The sequence below is a fragment of the Kitasatospora sp. NPDC001547 genome (genome assembly GCF_042894165.1).
In the GTDB taxonomy this organism is placed as follows: domain Bacteria; phylum Actinomycetota; class Actinomycetes; order Streptomycetales; family Streptomycetaceae; genus Kitasatospora.
This window is the reverse complement of sequence record NZ_JBIAVL010000009.1, coordinates 255,713-274,665: the sequence shown is the minus strand read 5'-3', so window position 1 is coordinate 274,665 and position 18,953 is coordinate 255,713. Positions and strand designations below refer to the sequence as shown.

The following is an 18,953-nucleotide window of genomic DNA, read 5'->3' as shown; positions in this document are numbered from 1 at the left end:
TAAGGGCGTGTACTACGACCTGGGGCCGATCAACTCGGTCACGCTCGACCGCCCCTGACACCCGGCCGGACGCCGGCCCGGCCGTGCCCGCCACACGAGGGGAGCGGCGGGCACGGCCGCCTCCGCGCGCCCACCCCCAGCCCCGGGACCCCCCACCCCGGCCCCGGGACCCCCGGCCCCCACCCCCGCCCCGGGACCCCCGCCCCGGGACCCCCGCCCCGGCCACGGGGCCCCGGCCACGGCCCGGGCCCGGTTGTGCCCGCCGCTCCGGCCCCGCCGGCCGCAGGCGTGTTCACGAAGATAACGAGTGGTGGTGGATCGCGGGCAGTCTGGTTTTACTTATTGACGTCATGTACGCGCTCAGGTTTAACTCCCCCCACCCCGCCGCGACGCCGCGGCGACCCCAGGGAGAGGCACCCGTATGAATGCCGTACTGCGTCGCGCCCTCGTCTCCACCGTGGGCCTCGCACTGACCCTGTCCATGACCGCCGCCTGCGGGAAGGCCGGCGGCGCCAAGGCCGAGGCCTCCGCCTCCGGCAGCCCGGACACCATCGGCCTGCTGCTGCCCGAGAACGCCTCCTCGGTGCGCTACGAGTCCTTCGACCGGCCGTTCATCGAGGCCAAGGTCAAGGCCCTGTGCGCGCAGTGCAAGGTGCTGTACAACAACGCCGAGGGCAGCGCCGCCAAGCAGAAGCAGCAGTTCGACACCCTCCTCGCCCAGGGCGTCAAGGTGATCATCCTGGACCCCTACAACGCCAAGTCCACCCAGGGCTGGGTCCAGGAGGCCGCCGCCAAGGGCGTCAAGGTCATCGCCTACGACCGCCTGGCCGGCGGCCCGGTCGCCGCCTACACCTCCTTCGACAACGAGAAGGTCGGCGAACTCCAGGGCCAGGCCCTGCTGGCCGCGCTCGGCCCGCGGGCCGCCGAGGCCGACATCGTCATGATCAACGGCGACGAGGCCGACCCCAACGCCGCCCAGTTCAAGACCGGCGCGCACAGGGCCCTGGACGGCAAGGTCAGGAAAGTCGTCTACGAGCAGTCCGGACAGTGGGAACCCACCGTCGCCGGCCAGAAGATCTCCGCCGCCGTCACCGAGTTCGGCAAGAACGGCTTCCAGGCCGTCTACTCCGCCAACGACGGCATGGCCGCCGCCATCATCACCCAACTCAAGGGCGCCGGCATCACCGTCCCCGTCGGCGGCCAGGACGCCGGCCTGGACGCGATCCAGCGCATCGTCAACGGCGACCAGGCCTACACCATCTACAAGGCCTACCGCCCACAGGCCGAAGCCGCCGCCGAACTGGCCGTCGCCCTCCTCCACGGCAAGGACGTCAAGGCGATCGCCGACACGAGCGTCGACAGCGCCACCGACAAGAACATCCCCGCCAAGCTCCTCGACGCCAAGATCGTCACCAAGGACAACATCGCCACCACCGTCCTGGCCGACGGCCTCTACAAGGTCTCCGACATCTGCACCACCGACTACGCCGCCGCCTGCGCCGCCGCCGGCCTCAAGTAACCCCGCCCCGACACCACCCCCGCACCGCCCCGCACGGCCCCGGCACCGCCCGGCACCGCCCCGCACGGCCCCGGAACCGCCCGGCACCGCCCCGGATTCGCCCCGGCACCGGCAGTGCTCCGGAATCTTCCGGCACCACCCGGCACCGCCCGGCAGTGCTCCGGAATCTCCCGGCACCGCCCAGGCATCTCCCGGCACCACCCGGCACCGCCCGTACCGCCCCGGATTCGCTCCGGATTCGCTCCAGTACCGCCCGCACCGCCCGCACCGCCCGTACCGCCGGTACCGCCGGTACCGCCCCAAGTAGCCGCTCCCCCAAGGTGGTTGTTCCCGTGACAGGCGCACCCGTCCTCCAGCTGCGCTCGGTCTCCAAGCGCTTCGGTGCCGTCCAGGCCCTCACCGACGTCGACCTCACCGTCCACGCCGGAGAGGTCCTCGCCCTCGTCGGCGACAACGGCGCCGGCAAGTCCACCCTCGTCAAGACCATCGCCGGCGTCCACCCCGTGGACGACGGCACCCTCACCTGGCACGGCGACCCCGTACGCCTGGCCCGCCCCCAGGACGCCACCGCCCTCGGCATCGCGACCGTCTACCAGGACCTCGCGCTGTGCGACAACCTCGACGTCATCGCCAACCTCTTCCTCGGCCACGAGAAACGCCGCCGCGGCCTGCTCGACGAAGTCGCCATGGAACAGCACGCCCGCCGGCTGCTGGACACCCTCGCCATCCGCATCCCCGACGTGCGCACCCCGGTGGCCGCACTGTCCGGCGGACAGCGCCAGGTCGTGGCCATCGCCCGCGCACTGGTCGGCGAACCGGCCCTGGTGATCCTGGACGAACCCACCGCAGCCCTCGGCGTCGAACAGACCGCCCAAGTCCTGGACCTCGTGGAACGACTACGCGAACAGGGCCTGGCAGTCGTACTGGTCAGCCACAACATGGCCGACGTACGGGCGGTCGCCGACACCGTCGCCGTGCTACGCCTGGGCCGCAACAACGGCGTGTTCCCGGTCGCGGACACCACCCAGGAACAGATCATCGCCGCCATCACCGGCGCCACCGACAACGCCCACGCCCGCCGCCGGGCCCGCCGCACCCAGAAGGCCGACGCCGAATGAACACCCCCGAAACACCCACCCCCACCAACGGCACCACCGTCCCCACCGACGGCACCACCGTCCCCTCCGGCGGTGCCGATGCCACCGGCGGCGCTGCCGTCCCGGCCAGCGGTGCCACTGTCCCCTCCAACGGTGCCGATGCCACCGACATCCCCTCCGGCGGTGCCGGTGCCGCCGACGGCGCCGCTCCCGTCCCCTCCAACGGTGCCGATGCCGCCGACGTCCCCGCTGCCGCCCCCTCCGGCGGTGCCACCGTCCCCTCCAGCGGTGCCGCTGCCGCCGACATCCCCTCCGGCGGTGCCGGTGCCACCGGCGGCGCTGCCGCCCCGGCCAGCGGTACTGATGCCGCCGGCGGTGCCGTCCCGGCCGTCGACCCGCGGCTGCACCAGCCCCCGCGGGGCTGGGCCGCCCACGCCACCGCCGCCCGCCACCGCCTGGCCCGCGGCGAGCTCGGCTCACTGCCGGTCGTCGTCGGCCTGATCGTCATCGCGGCCGTCTTCCAGTCCGTCACCCACCACTTCCTGCAAGCCGACAACCTCACCAACATCACCCGCTTCATCGCCGGGCCCGGACTGATCGCGGTCGGCGTCGTCTTCGTACTGATCCTCGGCGAGATCGACCTCTCCCTCGGCTCGGTGGCCGGCGCCAGCGCCGCGCTCGCCGCCGTCCTCGCCGTACGCCAGGACCTGCCCGAGTGGCTCGCCATCCTCACCGCCCTCGGCGCGGCCTGCGCCATGGGCCTGCTGCACGGCTTCTTCTTCGCCCGCGTCGGCGTACCCGCCTTCGTCGTCACCCTCGCCGGCATGCTCGCCTGGAACGGCCTACAGGAATGGGTCCTGGGCGACGCCGGCACCGTCAACAACCGCCACCACGGCATCATCGCGAGCCTGGACACCACCTTCCTCGGCGACGGCGACATCGCCTACGCCTGGACCCTGGCCGCCCTCGCCCCCGCCCTCTACCTCACCGCCCGCCTGCGCACCGCCCGCCGCCGCCGCGCCGCCGGCCTCACCGCACCCCCCACCACCGACAGCGCCATACGCGCCGGCGCCCTCGCCGCCCTCACCCTCACCACCGCCTACACCCTCAACCAGGACCGCGGCCTGCCCCTGTCCCTGGTCGTCCTACTCACCGCCGTCCTGACCACCGACTTCGTCCTGCGCCGCACCCGCTACGGCCGACAGGTCCTCGCCATCGGCGGCAACGTCGAAGCCGCCCGCCGCGCAGGCATCAACATCACCCGAACACGGACCACCGTCTTCATCCTCGCCGCTTTCCTCGCCGCCCTCGGCGGCCTGTTCTACGCCTCCCAACAAGGCTCCGCCGACAAACAACTCGGCAGCGGCAACGTCCTCATGAGCGCGATCGCCGCCGCCGTCATCGGCGGCACCAGCCTCTTCGGCGGACGCGGCAACACCCGCACCGCCCTCCTCGGCATCCTCGTCATCCAAACCATCACCACCGGCCTCGACATGATCCACGCCACCCAAGCCATCCAATACATGATCACCGGCACCGTCCTCCTCACCGCCGTCACCCTCGACTCCCTCACCCGCCACACCCACACCCACACCACCACCCACACATAACCCAACCCCCCACACCCCCACGCACGGCAAACCGCCCCCACGCACCAAACACCCCAACCCCCACCAGAAGTCAGCAGAGCCGACCTCCTACACAGGACGGCCGGACCCGCCCCAACCACCCCCACCCACAGCAAGCCGACGGAACCGACTTCCCGCGCACGAAACACCCAGCCCCGACGGCAAGGCGACGCAGCCGCCCACGCGCAGAATCAACACGACCGACCTCCCCCACCAGCCGGCCAGGAGACCCCAACCACCCGACCACCCCCGCACGCACGAGAAGTCGGCGGCATCGACTTCCCCCGCGTGAAACACCCAGCCCCGACGGCAAGGCGACGCGGCCACCCGCGCGCAAAGCCGAAACCACCGACCTCCCCCACCGGACGGTCCCCACCACCCGACCACCACCAGGACGCGCGAGAAGTCGGCAAAATCGACTTCTCGTGCGCGAGAACAGCCGACCTCGAAGGCGAGGCGGCACCGCCCGCGTGCAAAGCCGGCACGACCAACGCCCCCCCGGATTGGCCGGGCGCAGGCACCACTCACCCGAGCCACCCCCACGCACAGGAAGTCGGCGGAATCGACTTCCCACGCACGAGACATCCCAGCACCGACGGCAAATCGACGCGGCCGCCCGCGCGCAAAGGCGGCACGACCGACCTCCCACCAGACGGCTGGGAGACCCCGACCACCCGACCGCCACCAGGACGCACCAGAAGTCGGCCGCATCGACTTCCCCTGCACGAAACAGCCAGCCCCGAAGGCGAGGCGGCACCACCCGCGCGCAAAGCCGAAACCTCCAACCTCCCCCACAGGCAACCGGACACCAGTCGCCCGACCATCCCAACGCCGGACCACCACGAGCACGCACGAAAGGCCGACAGAACCTCCTACACAGGACGGCCAGACCTGCCCCAACCCACCAGCACACGCAGGAAGTCGGCGGAATCGACTTCCCACGCACGAAACACCCAGCCCCGACGGCAAGGCGACGCAGCCACCCGCACGCAAAGCCGAAACCACCAACCTCCCCCACAGGACGGCCGGTAACCCCCACCACCTGCCCCCGGCACGCGCGAGAAGTCGGCGACATCGACTTCCCCCGCAGAAAGCAGCCAGCCCAAAGGCAAGATGACACGGCCGCCCGCGCGCAGCGCCGATACGGCCGGCCTCCCGCACAGGACGGCCGGTAACCCCCACCACCCGACCAGCACGCGCGAGAAGCCAACTTCCTAACACGGGGCCACTGGCCCCCAAACCCCAACCCGCTCCCTCGCACGCGCGGGAAGTCGGCGGCATCGACTTCCTGTGCGCGGCAGTTGGACGGCCGCAGCGGGCGGCGCGTGTGCCTCTCCCGCCACAAGGGCGCGGCTCGGCATGGTGGCGTGCCCGCCGTGTCTCCTCCCGAAGCAGTCCGAGCCTGTCACCGCGCGGCGTGGGAGAGTCGGGATCCCAACGGTGGGGCGTGTGAGGGAGGTTACCGGTGGAGTGGAAGGTGTTCGGGCGTCGGCAGGTGTTCGGGAGCCCGTGGGTCGAGGTGTGGCTGGACGACGTCGACATCCCCGGTGTCGGCCGGATCGACCACCACGTCGTCCGCTACCCCCGCACCTCGACCACCGCCGTCGTCACCAACGAGGCCGGCGAGTTCCTCCTCCTCTACCGGCACCGGTTCATCACCGGCCGCTGGGGCTGGGAGGTCCCGGCGGGCTGGGCCGAGCCCGGCGAGGAGCCGACGGCGGCCGTCGCCCGCGAGGTCGAGGAGGAGACCGGCTGGCGCCCCGGCCGGGTCGAGCCGTTGACCGCGTACGACGCCATGGCCGGCATCAGCGACGCCCGCTTCCACGCCTACCACGCCACCGGCTGCACCCGGATCGGCGAACCCGAGGACGTGTCCGAGGCGACCCGCGCGGAGTGGGTGGCCGAAGCCGAGGTGGTACGGCGGCTGACGAACGGCGACATCGCTGACGGCCCGTCACACGCCGCCCTGTCCTACTACCTCGGCCCGCACCGACTCGCCCGGCGCCCCTGACCCGGCCCGGCAGCGGAGGCCGTGCACCGCACCCGGGCACGGCCACGACGACACCCCCGACACCCCGATACCCCCGCCGTGCCCCCGCCGACGGCGACGGCGAGGACACGGCCGGGGCGGGGCCGCCCGGCGGCAGCCGCCGGGGGCGCGAGGTCAGCAGTACGTCTCGATGAAGAGCAGAACGCGGCCGTCGTCCGCGGTGAACTCGTACGCCTCATGGATCGGCAGGTCGTCGACGCCGAACCGGGCGCGCGCTTCGAGCCACGCGGCCGGTCGTTCCGCCGCCGTCAGGAAACGCGGAAGCCACCGCCCGACCCGCTCGTCGTAGCAGGTGCCCATCGACATCATGTCGGCCTCGACCGACAGCCGCCTGGCCCTGCGGGGATCCAGCGGCCCGCGGGCGAGCCGCCAGCAACAGCCGTCGGCGTCCGTGAAGCCACCGGCCCTCACGGGCGGACCGACATGCGCACCACCCGGCTTCCCCGCCACCGGCGACGGCAGCGCCGCCACTATCTGCGCCAAGGTCACGGCGCGCTTGTGCTTCCTCGACACCCGCACAGCATGCCAGACCCCCACGACCACCGGGCAAGACCACAGGACAAACGAGCCAGACCAGCCGCCACGCGACACCCCCCGCACGCGGGAAACCGGACCCGCCGACTCCCCACGCACCGCCGACGAGGCCTTCCGCCCCACGTGAGCGCCCAGACCCGGCCCTACCGGCCGCGCAGGACCACCGGCCGTCTCCGCGCCGGGCCACGGCACCCCGTCAACGGCCACGGCGGGCCACTCCACAACGGAGCACAGGCCCCGAACACGACGGCCCGCGCCCCCGGCGCGGCCCAGCAGGGTGACCCGTAAGACAACCCGAGCAGCGATGCCATGGCTCCGGACGACAGCCGCTGCCCCGGTCCTGAACACGTCCGGGCAGGCCCTGCACCAGCAGGGCGCGCAACTGCACCGCGCCGGGCCCGCCGTGCGGGTCGAACTCCCCGGCGCCATCATCGCCTGGTCCGTACCCGCGCCTCGGTGATCCGCGCATCTCACGCGATCCGCGCAAGCACTGGCCCGCCCCGGCCTCGGTGCCCCAGGGGTGGCCGATGGGGCCGCCGGCCCCCCAACAGAACTTCTTCGACCTCCACGGCGAGGAACACCGCTTCACACGACGGCGGATGGCGCCCTCGTTCTCACCCCGCCGGGTGTCCACGCTGCGCCCCCGGATCGAAGCGACGACCGCCGCCCTGGTAGGCGCGTTGCGCACGCTCGGCCCCGGCGAGGCCGTGGACCTGCGCCGCGCCCTGTCGCTGCCGCTGACCATGACGGTGACCTGCGACCTGTTCGGCGGCCCCGCCGGCCTGCGGCCGCGGATCGGCCAGGCGATGGACACCCAGTGACGACAACGGCCACCGTCGAGCAGACGACGGCGGCTCATGGTGTTCTCCTCCGGGCGGGTTGACGAGCGTCAACCGAAGGCGTCGACGGCGCGCCGCGGGTGCGCCGTCCTGTCACACCTGTGGACCGGACAGCGGCCCGATCTGTGACAGTCGCACCCGGGCCCCGGGTCACCGGGTCTGCGGGACGCGGGACGCGGGACGCGGGCGAAAAATTTGTGGAATCGGCCGTCCTCGGGGGTGGGTGAAACGGCCCCGTGCGGGGCTCGGACGGTGGCCCGGCCGCGCGGCGGCGCCGGCCCCGCAGTGCCGGGCTCGGGCGCCTCGGGCCGGGCGCCCATGCGGCCGTCCACGCCTTTGGCGCATGGGGATTGACCTGGCGTTATGCGGAAATTCGCCTAGGCTGTGGAGCTCTGCCCGGCCGCCTTCGGAGGAGAAGCCCGTGAGCCAGGACACCAACCCGTACACCGCCGCCCGCATCCAGGTGCTGGAGGGCGGGGAGGCCGTTCGCAAGCGGCCCGGCATGTACATCGGATCGACCGGTGAACACGGCCTGGCGCAGATGGTGTTCGAGGTCGCCGACCGGGCGGTGAACGAGGTCCTGGCGGGCCGGGCCGGGCGCGTCGAGATCACCCTGACGGCCGACGGCGCGGTGCGCGTCGCCGACGACGGCCCGGGCGAGGGGGACGTGGAGGCCCTGCTGACCCAAATGCGCTCCGAGGCGGGGCCCCGCGGCCGCCACCACGTGACGCTCGACTACGTGGGTGTGGGGCCCTTCGTCGTCAACGCCCTGTCGACCCGGATGACGGCCGAGGTGCGGCGCGCGGGGGTGTGCCGGGTGCAGGAGTACGCGCGCGGCGCCGCGCTGGGCCCGCTCACCGCCATGGGGCCGGCGGCCGGCAGCGGGACCGTCATCGCCTTCTGGCCGGACCCCGACATCTTCGCCGGCGCGCGGCTGCCGTTCGACGAGTTGGCCGACCGCTTTCGGGAACTGGCCCTGTTGAACCGGGACTTGGACGTCTCACTGACCGACGAACGCCAACCGGGCGGCGGGCGCGCGGCCCGGTTCCGCTTCCCCGGCGGGGTGCGGGACCTCCTCGACCTCCTCGACGGACCGCACGAGGCTCCCGCCGTCACGGACGTCATCGGTTTCGAGGGCGAGGATCCGCGGATGGCGGGGACGGTGGAGGTGGCCCTGCGGTGGCGCGGCGGCGGCGAGGAACAGGTGCGCAGCTTCGCCAACAGTCGGCCCACCCCCCGCGGCGGCAGCCACGAACTCGGGCTGCGCGACGGGCTGGCGGCCGCCATCGACGCCTACGTCCGCCGCCGCCCCCTGCCCGCCACCGAGCCGGGCGCCGGGCTGGTCGGCGGCCTGGACACCGGCCCGGGCGCCGGGCTGGGCGGGGCGGGCCTGACGGCGGTGGTGTCGGTGAAGCTCGACGAGCCCGAGTTCCTCGGCTCCACCCGCGACGTGCTCGGCAACGCCGCGGTGCGCGACTGCGTCGCCGAGGCGGTGCGGGAGCACGTGGGCGCGTGGCTGGAGGCGCACCCGCGGCAGGCTGCGGCCGTCGTCGGCCGGGTCCTCGGGGACGACTGAACGCCCGGTCCCGCCGCCTCCCTCGTGGCGGCGGGACCGGGCCTCGGCGGTGGACAGGGTGGCGCCGGGGCGGGAGTCAGGCGGGGCGGATGCCCGGGTTGCCGGCCTCGGTGGCGAAGGAGGCGGCGGTGGACAGGGTGCCGCCCGGGCGGGTGATGTGGGAGACCACCCGGTAGTCGGCGCGGGCGCGGTGGCGGTCCAGGGTGAGGACGGTGTAGCCGCGGCGCCCGTCGTAGAACTTCAGGTGCGGGTTGGCGGCCATGAGGGTGGCCCAGTTGGACGGCCTCTGCTCGCCGTCGCCGTCGCTGCTGATCGAGGTGCCGACGAACTCCACGCCCACCGTGCGGGAGTTCGGGTCGTCGAAGTCGCGCTTGACGTCCAGGGCGTAGGCCACGTGCACGTCGCCGGTGAGCAGGACGAGGTTCTCGACGCCGGCCTGGTCGACGGCCGTCAGGAAGCGCTCGCGGGCGGCGGGGTAGCCGTCCCAGGCGTCCATGGAGAGTTTGGAGCGCTCGGCGGTGGTGTTCTTGCGGCGGGAGAAGACGACCTGCTGGGGCACGACGTTCCAGGTGGCCTTGGAGTGGCGCAGGCCGTCGGCGAACCAGCGTTCCTGGGTGGCGCCCATCAGGGTGCGCCCGGTGGCCTGGGAGTCGGGGGTGGGGTACTGCCAGCCGTCGCCGTTGGCCTGGTCGTCGCGGTACTGGCGGGTGTCGAGGATGTCGAACTGCGCGAGGCGGCCGAAGTGGACGCGCCGGTAGAGGGTGAGGTCGGTGCCGCGCGGCTGGGGCATGCGCAGCGGCTGGTTCTCCCAGTAGGCGCGGTAGGCGGCGGCGCGGCGGGCGACGAAGGGGGCGGGGTCCTGGTTCTTCTCCGGGACGGCGGCAGCGTAGTTGTTCTCGACCTCGTGGTCGTCCCAGGTGACGTACCAGGGGTGGGCGGCGTGGGCGGCCTGGAGGTCGGGGTCGTTCTTGTAGAGGCTGTACCGCAGCCGGTAGTCCTCCAGGGTGGTGGTCTCGTGGTTGAAGTGGGGGGCCAGGGTGCGGTCGGTGTACTTGCGGTCGCCGCCGGCGGCGTCGATGGCGTACTCGTAGATGTAGTCGCCGACGTGGAAGACGGCGTCGACGTCCTCGCCGGCGAGGTGGCGGTAGGCGGTGAAGTAGCCGTCCTCGTAGGCCTGGCAGGAGACGAGGGCGATGCGGGCGCTGTCGGTCTTGCGGCCGCGCGGCGGCAGGGTGCGGGTGCGGCCGGTGGGGCTGGTCCAGGGGCCGAGGGTGAAGCGGTACCAGTACTCGCGGCCGGCGTCGAGGCCGTCGGCGTCCACGTGGAGGGCGTAGGCGAACTCGGCGTGGGCGCGGGCGGTGCCGCGGCGTTCGACGCGGCGGAACCTCTCGTCGCGGGCGATCTCCCAGCCGACCGTGACGGAGCCGGTGGGCGGCAGGCCGGCGCCGGGTTCCAGGGGGCGCGGGGCCAGGCGGGTCCACAGGACGACGGCTTCGCTGGTGGCGTCGCCGGAGGCCACGCCGAGGGTGAAGGGGTCGGCGCCGACGGCGCGTGGGGCGATGTCGGCGTCGGCGGCGTGGGCGGTGGGCAGGTCGACGCTGAAGGCGAGCGCGGCGGCGGCCGAGGTGACGGTGAGGAAGCGGCGGCGGTCCAGGCGGGCGGCGGCCTCGCGCAGCATCCGGTCGGCGGTGGGGCGGGTCATGGGGTGGTGGCCTTTCGCAGCTCGGGGGTGTGCGAAGGGAATTGGAGTGGACCACCCCGTACGGCGGGGGTCGGGACCACGGCGGCGCGGTGATCATCTGGTGAGGGGCCCGTGAAGGTCCGGCACGTGCCCCCGGGTGGGGACGGATCGGTCTCAGACGACTTCCAGGTTGGCCATCATGCCCATGTCCTCGTGTTCGGCGTTGTGGCAGTGGAAGAGGTAGCGGCCGCGGTAGCCGTCGAAGCGGGTGATGATCTCCGCGGACTCTCCCGGGCGCAGTGAGACGGTGTCCTTGAGGCCGGCGTCGTGGGGCAGCGGGGGTCGGCCGCCGCGGGTGAGGACGCGAAAGCCCACCAGGTGGAGGTGGACGGGGTGGTGGACGTCGGCGATCAGGCGCCAGATCTCGGTGTCGCCGAGGGGGACGGTGACGTCGGTGCGGGCGGGGTCGAAGGGCCGGCCCCCGATGAGCCAGCCGTGGCCGTTGTTCGTGCGGCCGGCGCGGAAGGCGAAGTCGCGGGTGCGTACGGCGTCCTCGCGGCGCCAGCGGGGCAGGTCGGTGGACAGGACGGGTGGGACGCGGCTGTCGTCGGCGGCCGCGCGGCGGGCGATGCGGAAGGCCATGACGTCGCGGGTGCGGCCGGTGCCGAGGCGGTTGACGAGGCGGACCAGGGAGCCGACCGGGGCGGCGGCGAAGTCGACGACGAGGTCGTAGCGTTCGGCGGGGGCGATCGGCAGGCTGCGGTGGGTGACGGGGGCGGCGAGCAGGCCCTGGTCGGCGCCGATCTGGACCAGGTCCAGGCGCCGGCCGTCCTCGGTGAGGGCCTCGATCTCGTAGTGGCGGGCGTTGGAGGCGTTGAGCAGGCGCAGGCGGTGGCGGGCGGCGTCGGTCTCGTGGACGGGCCAGGGGGCGCCGTTGACGAGGACGACGTCGCCCAGGACGCCGGCGAGATGGGGTCCGGTGACACCGGGGCGCTCACGCAGACCGGGGTCGAGAGCGGGGTAGACGAGGGAGCCGTCGGCGGCGAACGCGCGGTCGGTGATCACGAGAGGGACCTCGCGGGCGCCGGCGGGCAGGCCGAGGGCGTCCTCGGCGTCGTCGCGCACGATGTGCAGGCCCGCCAGGCCACGCCAGATGGCGGGGGCGGTGAAGTCCATGCGGTGGTCGTGGTACCAGAGCATGGCGGGACGCTGGTCGTTGGGGAAGGTGTAGTCGCGGCTGAGACGGCTGGTGACGGCACGCGGGTCGACCATCGCGTGACCACCCCCGTGACCGTCCGCGCCGCCCCCGCCGTCGGCGTGGCCGCCCGCGTGGCCGCCCGTGTGGCCCTGGCCGGGCATGGTGTGCGGGGTCTGGGGCCAGGCGGCGGGCAGGACGAGGTCAGTGGGATAGCCGTCATGGTGGGCGGGGGTACGGCCGCCGTGGAGGTGGACGACCGTGGGCACCGGCAGTTCGTTGCGGTGGGTGACGGTGACGGGCCGTCCGCGGCGGGCCTCGACAGTGGGACCGGGGAAGGTGCCGTCGTAGGTCCACAGCCGGGTGGTGAGGCCGGGCAGGATCTCGGCGGCGCTCTCACGCTGGACGATCTCGTAACGGTCGGTACCGCCGTCGGTGGACACGGGCCTGGCCACGGCGGGCAGCGGCAGCGCCACCCGGTAGGGCGGCGGCAACGCGGCGGTGCTGCGCAACTGGGCACCGGTGGCGGCGGGACGGCGGGCCAGAGCGGCGGCGGTGGCGAGCGAGGCCGTGGTGAGCAAGCCGAACGCGCCACCGACACCCAGGACCTGACGACGCGTCAGACCCAGCGGACGGGGACCGCCACCGGGGCGGTCGCGGTCGCCCGACTCGGAACGGCCGCCGGACCCGGGACGGCCGTAAGGCTCGGGGCGGTCGCCGGGGCCGGGGTGGTCGTGGGGCGGCTCGGGACGGTCGTGGGGCGGCTCGGGACGGTCGTGGGATTCAGGCACGGTCGTCCTCCCGGCGGGCGGGTCGGCGCGGGGGCAGCGGGGTGCGCCACAGGGCGATGGTGAGCACGACGGTGGCCGCGATGGTCGCCACGCCCAGCGGCAGGTGCAGCCACAGGGCGCCGCCCAGGCCGGCGAAGTACTGGACGCTCTCGGCCACGGCCACGGCGAAGGCGCCGGCCAGCGGCCAGGAACGGCGCAGCCGGATGCGGCACACGAGGGCGGCGACCAGCTGGAGGTAGCCGAGGGAGGTGACGGTGTCGGCGCCGGCGGCGTGCCAGCCCAGGGCGTCGTAGTCGCCGCTGAGGTAGACGCCGGCGAAGACGGGCTGGCCGAAGAGGGCGACGGTGTGGGCGGCGGCCAAGGCGCGCAGGGTCCGTCCGGCGGGCCCGGTCCGCTCCCCCGCGGCGGACCGGGCCGCATTCTCGGGTGGGGTCCTGTGGGCGGCGATGGCCATGGGCGTCCTTCCTCACGCTGACATCGGGCCGCGGTCGGGGCGGTGCGCGGCGCCGCTCCTGACGTTATGACGGCACGGCTATCGTGTCTAAGATCGGTATTGCTATGGCGTTATGACCGTGAAGGCATGGGGGCCCGGGTTGGACCTGAACACGCTCACGCAGTTCCTGGCGGTGGCACGGCTGGAGCACCTGAGCCGGGCGGCCGAGGAACTGCGCGTCGCGCAGCCGTCGTTGAGCCGCTCCGTCGCCCGGCTGGAGGCCGAGCTGGGCACACCGCTGTTCGAGAGGGGCGGGCGGCTGCGGCTGAACGCGGCCGGACGGCTGTTCCGCGGCTACGTGGAGCGCTCGCTGGGCGAACTCGAGGCAGGCCGGCGGGCGGTGGCCCAGGCGGCCGGACAGGGGCTGGGCACGGTACGGCTGGCCTCGGAGACCTTCCTGGCCTTCAGCGGACCGCTGGCGGCGTTCAAGCGCGACCACCCCGGGGTGGAGGTCGAACTGCACCAGCTGTCCGCCCAGGAGATGGCCCGACGGCTACGGGCCCAGGACATCGACCTCGCCGTGGCCTCCCAACCCGTGACCGCCGAAGGCCTGGAATCACTCCTGCTGCTCGACGAAGAGGTCGGACTGGCCGTGCCGGTGGACGACCCGCTGGCCCACCACGCCACGACCGGCCGGCCGGTAGGCGTCGAGGAGCTCGCCGGGCGGCCGTTCATCGCCGCGCCCCCCGGACACTGGCAACGGCGCCTGCTGGAGGGACTGTTCGCCGCCCACGGCCTGGAACCGCGAATCGTCTGCGAAAGCGACGAAGCCGCCGCCATCGCCGAACTGATCAGCGCCGGCCTGGGCATCGCCCTGGTACCCGGCCTCGCCCGACACGCCTCCACCCGCCTACCGCTCGTATGGATCGACATCGACAACCCCCACTGCCGACGCCGCCTGACCCTCCTCTGGAACAAGCAGGCACGCCTACCCGACTCCGCCCACCGACTACGCGAAACAATCACCACCTGGAACTGGCAGGCCGGCAGCCCCAAGGCCGTGCGGACAGGAGCGGTCCGGCCCACAATAGAAGAAGAGAACACGACGACAGTGACACAGAGTTGACACGACCGGCACACGGCTCCCCGCCCCACGGCCTGGAACCTCGTGACGTGCGGCATGCCGCAGGAGCACTGACAGGCCGACGGTGCGGCGCCCGCGTCCCCCGCGCACACCCACCCCCGCGGGGCGCGCACCCCGCACGCGCCCCGCGTCGGGCGCGTACGCTGCGCAACCGTCGCCGACGCGCAAGACGGCGACCGCTCCAGTAGCACCCGAGGTTGACATGGCCGACAAGGACTCCGGACCCGATGGGACCGGCGGCATCGGCGACCGCCCCCAGGACGACTTCGTCGCGAGGAACCTGCCCGGTCCCTCCGAACGGCCGGCCAGGACGCTGACCCTCAGCGGCCTGCTCGGCGACAGCGACCGCGCCGGCTTCCGGCGCCTGTACTTCAACAAACAGCTCGACTACTACGCCGAGTTCGCCTCCGCGGACGTCCTGTCCGCGGACACCGTCGCAGGCGACCGGCCGCCGTTCGTCGGCCACGACGCCACCACCGTCACCCTGCGTCGCGACGCCACCGTCCACTTCACGCGGGTCCAGACGGCCACTCCCGTGGACGAGTTCGACCTCGACCTGCGCCTGGCGCAGCCGCGCCGGGCCGGTACGGTGCCCACGACGCAGCCCGCCGACCCGCAGACCTGGGAGGCCGAGTGCCCCGGGCCGACGTTCGGCGACTGCGTCACCGAGTTCGCCTGCTTCACCGACGTCGACTGTCCGACGGGGTTCACCGTCTGCAAGCCGCGCACGTGCGGGTTCACCGAGAACGGCACGTGCGCCACCTGTGCGGGCGCCACCTGCGAGGGCACCTGCTTCCGGCAGACCTGCGCCACCTGCGGCGAGAACACCTGCGTCACGTGCGTCGAGGCGACCTGCCACACCTGCGACCGGGCCGCCACCTGCGTGACCTGCTTCACCTGCGCCACCTGCCGGGGGGCCACCTGCGTCACCTGCGGTGAGAACACCTGCGTGACCTGCGGCGAGAACACCTGCGACACGTGCGACCAGGGCACCTGCATCACCTGCGACACCTGCAATCCGCACGTGTTCACCTGCGGACCGTTCACGCGGTGCCGGTTCTGACGACATCCCGCACACCAGGGGGAAGCGGCGGGAACCGCTCCAGTAGCACCCGAGGTTGACATGGCCGACAAGGACTCCGGACCCGATGGGCCCGGCGGCATCGGCGACCGCCCCCAGGACGACTTCGTCGCGAGGAACCTGCCCGGTCCCTCCGAACGGCCGGCCAGGACGCTGACCCTCAGCGGCCTGCTCGGCGACAGCGACCGCGCCGGCTTCCGGCGCCTGTACTTCAACAAACAGCTCGACTACTACGCCGAGTTCGCCTCCGCCGACGTCCTGTCCGCAGACACCGTCGCAGGCGACCGGCCGCCGTTCGTCGGACACGACGCCACCACCGTCACCCTGCGTCGCGACGCCACCGTCCACTTCACCCGGGTCCAGACGGCCGCCCCCGTGGACGAGTTCGACCTCGACCTACGCCTGGAGCGACCGCGCCGGGCCGGGGCGGGGGCACCCGGGCCGGTCACCCTGCCGGGGCCGACCTTCGACGGCTGCCGCACCCGGCGCCTGTGCGTCACCGACGTCGACTGCCCGACGGACTTCGGCGCCGGCTGCACGGCGGACACCTTCCGGTGCACCGCGCAGGAGGGATGCGCGACCTTCGACGCCACCTGCCGGTGCACGGTCGGCGTGTGCGGCACCGTCCCCACGTTCCACTGCACCGCGGGCCCGCTGTGCGACCCCCTCGACACCCTGCGCTGCACCGCGGGCCCGGGGTGCGCCACCTTCGACGCCACCTGCCGGCGCATGGCCGGCCCGGTACCCGCCACCGCGGACACCCTGCGCCGCACCGCGGGCCCGGGGTGCGGCGCCTCCCCCGGCGTCCCCGGCGGCACGCGCAGGTTCGCCACGGGCGATCCCTGCCGCACCGAGTTCGCCGCCACGTGCCAGACCTGCCCCGGCGACACCTGCCGCACCTGCGAGGACGCCACCTGCGACACCTGCCGCGGGGCCACCTGCCGCACCTGCGACACCTGCAACCCGCACGTGTTCACCTGCGGGCCGAACCCGCGGTGCGGGCCTTGACGACACCCGGCACGACGCCGTCGGCCGGGCCGTGCGGGTCCGAGCGGGCCGACCGACAATGGGAGGAGACACAGGACCGGGAGTGACGCACAGTCACGAAAAGCAGGACGTGGTTCCAGGACGCCGTAGCAGAACGGGACCCACCAGTAGCACCCGAGGTTGACATGGCCGGCAAGAACTCCGAACCCGATGGGACCGGCGGCATCGGCGACCGCCCCCAGGACGACTTCGTCGCGAGGAACCTGTCGGATCCCTCCGAACGGCCGGCCAGGACGCTGACGCTCAGCGGCCTGCTCGGCGACAGCGACCGCGCCGGGTTCCGGCGCCTGTACTTCAACACACAGCTCGACTACTACGCCGAGTTCGCCTCCGCCGACGTCCTGTCCGCGGACACCGTCCCGGGCGAGCGGCCGCCGTTCGTCGGACACGACGCCACCACCGTCACGCTGCGTCGCGACGCCACCGTCCACTTCACCCGGGTGCAGACGGCCGCCCCCGTGGACGAGTTCGACCTCGACCTGCGGCTGGGGCAGGGCCGCCCGCAGGGGGCGCTGCCCGTCGGACCGGACACCGTGCCGACCTGGGGCACCCTGCCGAGGACCTTCGGCGGCTGCGCCACCGACTTCCTGACCCGCATCGCCTGCGTCACCGACTTCGACTGTCCCACGCAGCTCAACACCCTGTGCGCACCGCGCACGTGCGTGGAGGACACGGTGCCCTTCGTCCGCTGCGCGGGCCCGTTCGAGACCCGCCACGGCTGCTTCACCCACGGCGGACAGACCTGCATCACCTGCGCGACCTGTGACACCTGCCTGACCTGCCGCGCGACCGCGTGCCCGGTGTGCGAACCCGACCCGGGGGAGTTCCACACCCGGGTGTGCCTGACCACCGGGTGCCCGGCATGACGGCACCGGGCACGACGCCGCCGCTCACGACGGCCACGGCAGCGGCAGGGGCGGCGGTCGACGGGGCCTGGAGGCCCCGGCTGGGACCGGCGGCCGCGGCGCGCGCCCTCGACGCCGCCCGGCTGATCGCCGACCGGGCCACCAGCCCCCCTCGGGTCCGGGCGGCGGTCGAACTCGCCGCCCGGCAGAGCGCGTTCCCCGGCTCGGTGCACTGGGACCCGGTGTCGCTGGCCCAGGGCGACACCGGCCAGGCACTGCTCTGCGCCCAGCTGCACCGCTGCTTTCCCGACGAGGGCTGGGAACGCACCGGGCACGCCCACCTGGCCAGCGCGGTGGCCGCGCTGGAGCAGCGCGGCGGCGCCGGGCCGAGCCTGTTCGGCGGGCTGAGCGGGGTCGCGTTCTGCGCCACCGTCCTGGGCGAGGGGCGCGGCTACCGGCGCCTGCGCCAGGTACTCGACGCCCCGATCGCGGCCGCGTGCCTGTCCGGGGCCGCGGCACTGCGCCGGCCAGGCGGCGTACCGGTGTCGGCGTTCGACCTGATCTCGGGCCTCAGCGGCATCGCCGCTCCCCTGCTGGCGGCCGGGCCGCACCGCCCCGCGCACCCGGCACTGGCGCCGGTGCTGCGCGCGCTCGTCGGCCTGGCCCGCCCCGGCGGCCCCGGCGGGAGCGTACCGCCCTGGTACACCCCGGTGGCGCTGCTGCACGACGAGGAGCAGGCCCGCGCGTATCCGTTCGGCAACCTCAACTGCGGTCTGGCGCACGGCATCCCCGGTCCGCTGGCGCTGCTGGCGCTGGCCGCCCGCGCCCGGGGCGCCGGGGACGGCGCAGGTGAGGGCGGCGGGGACGGCGCGGGCGTCGGGGACGGGGTGGAGGGTCTGGAGGCGGCCGTGCGGGAGCTAGCCCGGTGGCTGCTGGCGCACCGGGCGGACGACGCGGCCGGGCCGAACTGGCCGGCCGCCGTGCCGCTGGTGGACGGCGGGCCGCTCGTGGACGGCGGGCCACATCTGCGCGAGGGCCGGGCGGTCTTCGCCACCCGCAGTGCGTGGTGCTACGGCAGCCCGGGTGTGGCCAGGGCGCTGTGGCTGGCGGGCAGCGCGCTGGGCGACGAGGAGCTGTGCCACCTGGCGGTACGGGCCATGGAGGCGGTCTACCGCCGGCCCGTCGCCGAGCGCCGCATCGACTCCCCGACGTTCTGCCACGGCGTCGCGGGTCTGCTGCAGGTGACGCTGCGCTTCGCCCACGACACCGGGCTGCCCGTGTTCACCCGGGCCGCCGCCGACCTCACCGAGCAGGTCCTGGCGCACGTCGATCCGGCGCGGCCGATGGGGATCGCGGCGGTGGAGCCGGCGGGCAACCTGGTCGACCAGCCCGGCTTCCTCGACGGAGCGGGCGGGGTCGCCCTCGTCCTGCTGGCGGCCGCCACCGACCAGGAGCCGGTGTGGGACCGCGCGGTGGCACTGTCATGACGAACC

General features: G+C 73.7%; 15 protein-coding genes. 11 read left to right on the top strand and 4 right to left on the bottom strand.

Going from position 1 to position 18,953, the window contains the following annotated elements; translation table 11 throughout:
* Nucleotides 1–421 precede the first annotated feature (421 nt).
* The 4 genes from ACFY0X_RS19210 to ACFY0X_RS19195 all read left to right on the top strand — a co-directional run bounded on the left by ACFY0X_RS19210 (nucleotide 422) and on the right by ACFY0X_RS19195 (nucleotide 6,255).
* Nucleotides 422–1,519 (top strand): sugar ABC transporter substrate-binding protein, encoded by a 1,098-nt coding sequence (locus ACFY0X_RS19210; protein ID WP_387756100.1) that lies wholly within the window; start codon nucleotides 422–424, stop codon nucleotides 1,517–1,519.
* A 332-nt stretch (nucleotides 1,520–1,851) separates the two neighbouring features.
* A complete protein-coding gene (locus ACFY0X_RS19205) occupies nucleotides 1,852–2,637 on the top strand; it encodes an ATP-binding cassette domain-containing protein (RefSeq protein WP_387756098.1) in 786 nt (261 codons plus the stop codon).
* Entirely contained in the window at nucleotides 2,634–4,226 is a 1,593-nt protein-coding gene (locus ACFY0X_RS19200) for a sugar ABC transporter permease (RefSeq protein ID WP_387756096.1), read from the top strand. The genes ACFY0X_RS19205 and ACFY0X_RS19200 overlap by 4 nt, the downstream gene beginning before the upstream one ends.
* 1,483 nt (nucleotides 4,227–5,709) lie before the next feature.
* The gene (locus tag ACFY0X_RS19195) at nucleotides 5,710–6,255 is read left to right on the top strand and encodes an NUDIX hydrolase (protein WP_387756094.1); all 546 of its coding nucleotides are present in this window, start codon (nucleotides 5,710–5,712) and stop codon (nucleotides 6,253–6,255) included.
* 153 nt (nucleotides 6,256–6,408) lie between these two features.
* Here the strand turns inward: ACFY0X_RS19195 and ACFY0X_RS19190 are convergent, their stop codons facing one another.
* Nucleotides 6,409–6,807, bottom strand: a complete 399-nt coding sequence (locus ACFY0X_RS19190; RefSeq protein WP_387756092.1) for a hypothetical protein — start codon at nucleotides 6,805–6,807, stop codon at nucleotides 6,409–6,411.
* 548 nt (nucleotides 6,808–7,355) lie between these two features.
* Here ACFY0X_RS19190 and ACFY0X_RS19185 point away from each other — a divergent pair.
* Both ACFY0X_RS19185 and ACFY0X_RS19180 read left to right on the top strand, forming a co-directional pair.
* Nucleotides 7,356–7,649, top strand: coding sequence for a hypothetical protein (locus tag ACFY0X_RS19185; protein ID WP_387756090.1), 294 nt, complete (start codon nucleotides 7,356–7,358; stop codon nucleotides 7,647–7,649).
* A 439-nt stretch (nucleotides 7,650–8,088) separates the two neighbouring features.
* Nucleotides 8,089–9,243, top strand: a complete 1,155-nt coding sequence (locus ACFY0X_RS19180) for a DNA gyrase subunit B (RefSeq protein WP_387756088.1) — start codon at nucleotides 8,089–8,091, stop codon at nucleotides 9,241–9,243.
* A 76-nt stretch (nucleotides 9,244–9,319) separates the two neighbouring features.
* On the opposite strand, the gene ACFY0X_RS19175 is transcribed toward ACFY0X_RS19180, so the two are convergent.
* From ACFY0X_RS19175 to ACFY0X_RS19165, 3 genes are all read right to left on the bottom strand, one after another.
* Nucleotides 9,320–10,945, bottom strand: coding sequence for an alkaline phosphatase D family protein (locus ACFY0X_RS19175; RefSeq protein WP_387756086.1), 1,626 nt, complete (start codon nucleotides 10,943–10,945; stop codon nucleotides 9,320–9,322).
* Between the two features lie 153 nt (nucleotides 10,946–11,098).
* Nucleotides 11,099–12,700, bottom strand: coding sequence for a multicopper oxidase family protein (locus tag ACFY0X_RS19170; RefSeq protein ID WP_387756085.1), 1,602 nt, complete (start codon nucleotides 12,698–12,700; stop codon nucleotides 11,099–11,101).
* 202 nt (nucleotides 12,701–12,902) lie between these two features.
* Nucleotides 12,903–13,271, bottom strand: a complete 369-nt coding sequence (locus tag ACFY0X_RS19165) for a hypothetical protein (protein WP_387756083.1) — start codon at nucleotides 13,269–13,271, stop codon at nucleotides 12,903–12,905.
* A 205-nt stretch (nucleotides 13,272–13,476) separates the two neighbouring features.
* On the opposite strand from ACFY0X_RS19165, the gene ACFY0X_RS19160 reads away from it, so the two are divergent.
* The 5 genes from ACFY0X_RS19160 (at nucleotide 13,477) to ACFY0X_RS19140 (ending at nucleotide 18,947) form a co-directional block, all read left to right on the top strand.
* Entirely contained in the window at nucleotides 13,477–14,469 is a 993-nt protein-coding gene (locus ACFY0X_RS19160; protein ID WP_387756081.1) for a LysR family transcriptional regulator, read from the top strand.
* Nucleotides 14,470–14,689: 220 nt separating this feature from the next.
* A complete protein-coding gene (locus ACFY0X_RS19155) occupies nucleotides 14,690–15,550 on the top strand; it encodes a hypothetical protein (RefSeq protein WP_387756079.1) in 861 nt (286 codons plus the stop codon).
* Between the two features lie 60 nt (nucleotides 15,551–15,610).
* Entirely contained in the window at nucleotides 15,611–16,576 is a 966-nt protein-coding gene (locus ACFY0X_RS19150; RefSeq protein ID WP_387756077.1) for a hypothetical protein, read from the top strand.
* A gap of 164 nt (nucleotides 16,577–16,740) precedes the next feature.
* A complete protein-coding gene (locus ACFY0X_RS19145) occupies nucleotides 16,741–17,481 on the top strand; it encodes a hypothetical protein (RefSeq protein WP_387756075.1) in 741 nt (246 codons plus the stop codon).
* Nucleotides 17,478–18,947 carry a lanthionine synthetase C family protein gene (locus tag ACFY0X_RS19140; protein ID WP_387756073.1) on the top strand — a complete coding sequence of 490 codons (1,470 nt, stop codon included), beginning with the start codon at nucleotides 17,478–17,480 and terminating at the stop codon, nucleotides 18,945–18,947. Before ACFY0X_RS19145 ends, ACFY0X_RS19140 begins: the two co-directional genes overlap by 4 nt.
* Nucleotides 18,948–18,953 lie beyond the last annotated feature (6 nt).